This is a genomic window from Acetobacter fallax, assembly GCF_011516735.1.
Classification (GTDB): Bacteria; Pseudomonadota; Alphaproteobacteria; order Acetobacterales; family Acetobacteraceae; genus Acetobacter; species Acetobacter fallax.
This window is the reverse complement of the sequence record NZ_WOSX01000088.1, coordinates 1-5,443: the sequence shown is the minus strand read 5'-3', so window position 1 is coordinate 5,443 and position 5,443 is coordinate 1. Positions and strand designations below refer to the sequence as shown.

Genomic DNA, 5,443 nt, shown 5'->3' with positions numbered 1-5,443 from the left:
CTGCGCTCGGGTGATTTCAGTCCAGGCCATCTTGATCTCATCAGGTTATCGCAAACCCATGAATCATAACCCGCTGAAATCACTCAACTCATTTTCGGTCAGACACTAAGAACCTCTTTGGGAATTCACCGATGGGCGTTTCTGCGCATGAGATTGCCCCCATGACGATGAGAATCATGGTTTGTGACACGTCAATGCGATGCTCGCAATCGCGCATGAGACGTCGCCATCTCGTCATCCAGACGAATGTTCGTTCCACAACCCATCTGCGATGGCAGTAACTCGAAACCTTTCGCACCGTCGCGATGATGGATTATCTCAAGAACAAAATCGAGATAGGCCGCCTTGTCTATAAGTTTGAGTCGGTCATAAGCACCATCGACGAGCAGTGCTTCACCCATGGCCAGTGCCTGCGAAACCACCAGCAAACCGTCTGCCATGGGACAAAATGAACCGGCAGCATCTCCCTGCCGCAGCCTGAACGAATAAGATAGTGCAGCGCACTGATGATATCAGAGAAGTCTGTTGTCCGCTTCCACGTCGACGCGAAGGCGGCATCTGGGGGCGCTATACGCTCCCATTCCTCATTAGTCAGATCAGACGAATACGGTTTGCGAACAGTATTCATCCATCTGTTCTGCAACACTCACGACAGAAATTACATAACACCCTTGTCTTATGCGTTCCATGTCGCCGTGTGCGACGAAGGACCGCTGCATGTGGGGTGGCTACCCCACATGCAGCGGGAAGGGGACGGGTCGGGATAACGCAGGCCTTGTCGGGCCGAGCCAGCAAGGGCCATTCGATCTTGCTTCGCTGGATCGGTGATCCCGGGCCCCTACACCGGATGCTCGAGGCACGTCTCGCGACCGAAGGTCTGCGTCAGATCGCAGCCCAACTCATTCCCATGGACGCGGCCATCGAGGCGCTGATCGCCAGCGATGTCGACCTGTCGCGCCGACTGCAGGTGCTGGCGAGTATCCCCGGCTTAGGTGCCATCACGGTTTACGCCCTGCTGGCCAACATGCCCGAACTCGGCCTCCATGGAGGAGAGCCAAGCCGCGGCACTTGCCGGCCTCGCACCCATGACGCAGCAATCCGGCAAATGGTCCGGCAGGAGCGCCGTTCGCAGTGGCCGCGCCGTGCTCCGCCAGGCGCTCTATATGCCGGCGCTTGTCGCCATGCGCTTCAACCCGGACCTCAAGCGCGTCTACGGACCGCCTCACCACGGCCGGAAAACACGCTAAGCTCGTCGTCTTGCCAACACATTGCTCCGCGATGACCGGCTGTGGGCGCAAAAATCTGCTTGATCACCACGGATACTCTAGGGGCGTGAAGAGCGTTTCAACAGGCGTCTGATCAGACTTTTCGAAGCTGTAACAGCATCTGTTCTCGGCTTGACCGCAGACACGATCTCTTGTCCGGCGCCAGCTTTCATCACACCTATCTTTGCCAATCTCAAGCCAAGTTTCCGTGGATCCAGAATGGCGCCCTGAGTGGAGGTAACAGGTTCGGCATGATCCAGTTCAAGGCTGAACCTTGCCGCTCCACTCTCGATAGATGGCAAACGAACACTATACAGCGCCAGCTCCTCTTTGACCGTAAAGGTTTCGATTTTTTGATCATTTACGAACAATGTGCACTCCTGTAGCGCATTGTCCGTTTCACGATTGCGGCCCCCCATAACTAGCGCAATGTCCAGTGCCTCCTTATCGGAGGGAACGATAAACGTGAAACTACCCCTCTTGCCGTCGATCCAGATAAACTCATGTTCTGGATGCGAAAATCCGTCTCGGAGCAGATCCAATCCATCCCCACCTGCATTGAGCGAATACATATGATCCAGACGAATGCAAACAGCTTCACGACCTCTATCGGCCACCGTCTCAGCACCTGAGACCTGACCTTGCTGCAATATGGCAGACAATTTGATCCATTGCGGATTTCCGCGCAGGGCATCTCGCAGGAATGCGCTCTGCTCCTGCTCATCATAGAATGGCTTCGGAAGGGTATCAATTCGCCAACGAAGATCTACATAAGTAGCGTAGTTTGTCTGGATCAGATTACCGTCCAGCAACCCCTTCGTATTGAACCAACGGTAATGGAACCCATCCAGTATCGCAAATAGTTCGGTCGGCAGATCAGCAAGCAAGGATCTATCATATAAGAAACGACCTACATTTCTATTGAAAAATCCATCTGCGAGCGACCAGATATTGGAAAGAGTCAGTTCTTCGACATGTCGTATCAGATTTTCTCCATTACCCTTAATCTCCCCAATCCGTCCGGAGCAACTGAAACTGGATTTTGGTACCTTAGATAAGGCAAAGGCCAGAGACGAGAGATGATCGCTGAACCAGAAATCATCAGCCTGCATGAAACAGAAATAGTCCGTCTTGATGTCGCGTAGTGCGGCGATTATCTGTTCCCCAGTTCCTTTGACTCGTACCGGCAGCACATCAAGTTCGTCGTCAACTGAACAAAAATTGTCATCATAGTATCTGACCGATGCAATTTTTCCATGCAGTATTTCGAGGATATTGTCTTCGTAAGTCTCTCGAATCCGGGAATCGCAGACAATCAGCAGATCCACATGTACGCGCACCTGCCGGGTAGCATTTTCCAGCATCGACAGAAGAACGTCGATATCAAGGCCCGCGTATTCTACAATGACTGTTATGGTTTTAATATCATGGCCAGCAGTACGCTCGATGAAGGCTGCAACCCGCTCCGGATGTCTCTGAATGATATCCGTCAGGCCCTTCTCAAGGGTAAATGACTCTAAGAATCGCTTTTGGGCACGTATCGCCATATCCCGTGCCTCTTCAACATTTGCCCTGATGTGTAAAACCACATCACGAATGGTCGAGGCAAAGGCAGCGGAATTCAGACTGTCATCCACGCAATAAACGCAATCAGAAAAATATTTCATAATAAACGGATTTCTATTTGCAATAATAACGGCCCCAGCAGCGAGACCCTCGAAAAGTCTGTTGCTCATAATGCCGGATTTTTGGTGCGCTCCCGAAGACAGAACCAAACAAATTCCTGATGCGTTAATACTTTTGACGACGCTTTTTCCATCAAATGGCAACTCTCCGGAATAACTAATAAAGCCTGCCCAAGGCTCCACCCCGAGAAACGTCTTGGGACCATAGATCTGAATGAGGTTTTCTTTATCAAGAAGCGCAAGAAGATCATGATATCGCCCCTTCTCGCCATTAATACGTTCCCAGTTTATCCCAATATAAAAAAGCTTGGATTTCTCTGTTATATTCGGCGCGAAGCAAGGTTCTGGAACGCTGTGAAACAACGTTGGCAACGGTTTCTGAAGGTTACGACCAAGACCTTCAAAAACATTCAGTGCATGGGAATCTGCTATGTCAGAATGGCACGATAGCACGTCGCAGTGACTTGCCATCTGTTGTATTGTCCGGGAATAACCGGGTCCCGAATAAAATTCGGGCGGGTTCCATAGTGCTGTGTAACTAAAAATATCGTATAGCCGTGGTGACTCAAAGTGCAAAGATATAACAAAACTGCACTCACAAGGCGTTATTCGCTCATTCCCCGTCAGCTTCCCTCCTATTGTCGACCACAATTTATACCCATCATTATTTAAAATAAATAAATTGACACCTATATTTTCTGATGCTCGTCTAATACGTTGTACAACCTCGTACTCGGCGTTTTTTATGTCTGGCCACGTCAAAACAACTGCAAACGTGAAATTTTTACTTGAATTCGCATCAGAAACATCGTTCTGAGAGCAAGGATAATCTGAACGATGTTTCATTTCTTTGACCACTATTATACGTTGTTCTCTATGAGAATAAGATTCTCAGCTCTTCCAAAACGTCTATGCAACCCTTGCAATGACTTCTTTTAAGAAGCATCCGACGACAAAATTTTCGAAGCTCACCAAGTGAGAAACGACCTCCATATATCTGGCATCTAACGATGCCAGATATATGGAGGTCACCATCCTACCTTGTTATTACTATAGGCAATCAGGATGATCTCACAATCGAGCTGAAAGAATGTGGTTTTCAAACCACTCCCATGTTTCCCTGATACCCTCATCAAGGCCGTAGGAGCATCGGAAACCAATCTCACGAAGTATTTCATTCGATACGGACCGATCTGGGACACCTACGGGCTTATCGACTTCCCAGATGATTTCCTCTTTATAATGTGCCGCCTTCACAAGAGCTTCGACCACGTTTCTGATCGTGACTGATTCGCCGCTACTAATATTGGCGACACCAGAGAGTTGGTCCATGCCAGCGATGATCGCGGCAGCAGCATCACGGGCATGCATGAAATCACGCTTCGCAACACCACTTCCCCAAACTTTGAATGGGTCTCCATCATGAATGGCACGATGCATTTTTCTGATCAGTGATGGAATGACATGACCATGCGCATCATCAAAACGATCATTGGGACCATATAAATTGGTCAAAATGCCGTAGAAAAAATCGAGACCAGTATTGTCGCGAAGCAGCTCGAGATAGGCCAGAGCATGTCGTTTGGCGTGAGCATAACCAAACTCACCGGCATGCGGAACACCTTGCCATAACATATCCTCGCGCAACGGAAGAGACGTATAAGGAAATGGATATGACGCAACGCTACCCGCGAAGAATATTTTCTTTACACCCATCTCAGCTGAGGTGAGGAAAACATTATGATTAATGATTGTGCTGTCAGCAATAGCTCGAACTTGGTTTTCCATATTACCGAGCAAGCCAAAGACAACAGAAGCAAGATGAAAAACCACATGAGGACGATGTTCTGAGAAAAATGCACGCGTCGCTTCAAGATCTAGGTAGTCCAACTCATTACGCTTAGGCGCGATAATATTCTCGAAACCCTGCGCTCGAAGTTCGGATTGCAACGTCTTGCCAAGCAGTCCGTGCCCACCCGTCACTAATACGAGCTGATCTCGTTCTAGCCTTGATCCGTTTGCAACAAGCACCGTATCTACCACCTAAAGCTACTAATAATATCATTCGGACATTGCAACTGGATGTAATTTCCAAATAGCTTCCGGTCAAGGTAATGCTGTGACTTGATAGCTGTCCAGTGTCACCAGCGCTGTCTTCTGCTCGGCGCAGGCATGCTGATTTTGAGCTCTGTCCAAGCAGTGTGGACAGATTTGATGAGGATATGCGAGCATGTTGAGGGTTCGAAAAACCCTCTGGTTTTGAGTATGTCTCTGTGATTCCATCTCTCATGCCTTGATGGGGGGAGATGGCGGAATGAAGCAGCCAGGATTTTTTGACATTGATGAACGGCTTGCCCGTCTGAGCGATCTTGGTGTCCTAGGTGTTTAGTCCCGGGGTTTGGTGGTGTGATATTTTCACGTGAGTGGAAGGAAGCATTATGGGACAGATACGTCATGGCAGCGCCACGACCACGCACGCCGTGCGAGCAGCAA

The 5,443-nt window shown here is 49.3% G+C and carries 3 protein-coding genes and 1 pseudogene; 1 reads left to right on the top strand and 3 read right to left on the bottom strand.

Features of this window, described 5'->3' with window-relative positions; genetic code table 11:
* Positions 1 to 125 precede the first annotated feature (125 nt).
* Positions 126 to 628, bottom strand: a pseudogene (locus tag GOB85_RS18305) (transposase).
* A 415-nt stretch (positions 629 to 1,043) separates the two neighbouring features.
* Here GOB85_RS18305 and GOB85_RS19505 point away from each other — a divergent pair.
* Entirely contained in the window at positions 1,044 to 1,247 is a 204-nt protein-coding gene (locus GOB85_RS19505) for an IS110 family transposase (RefSeq protein ID WP_242011626.1), read from the top strand.
* 77 nt (positions 1,248 to 1,324) lie between these two features.
* Here GOB85_RS19505 and GOB85_RS18295 read toward each other — a convergent pair whose 3' ends face one another.
* Complete coding sequence (locus GOB85_RS18295; protein WP_173578803.1) at positions 1,325 to 3,421, bottom strand: glycosyltransferase family protein; 2,097 nt, start codon at positions 3,419 to 3,421, stop codon at positions 1,325 to 1,327.
* A gap of 600 nt (positions 3,422 to 4,021) precedes the next feature.
* Positions 4,022 to 4,981, bottom strand: coding sequence for an NAD-dependent epimerase/dehydratase family protein (locus GOB85_RS18290; protein ID WP_173578804.1), 960 nt, complete (start codon positions 4,979 to 4,981; stop codon positions 4,022 to 4,024).
* Positions 4,982 to 5,443: the final 462 nt, after the last annotated feature.

Coding starts and splice junctions, on each gene's coding strand:
- GOB85_RS19505 (WP_242011626.1), top strand. CDS start 1,044: ATGGAGGAGAGCCAAGCCGCGGCACTTGCCGGCCTCGCACCCATGACG.
- GOB85_RS18295 (WP_173578803.1), bottom strand. CDS start 3,421: ATGGCAAGTCACTGCGACGTGCTATCGTGCCATTCTGACATAGCAGAT.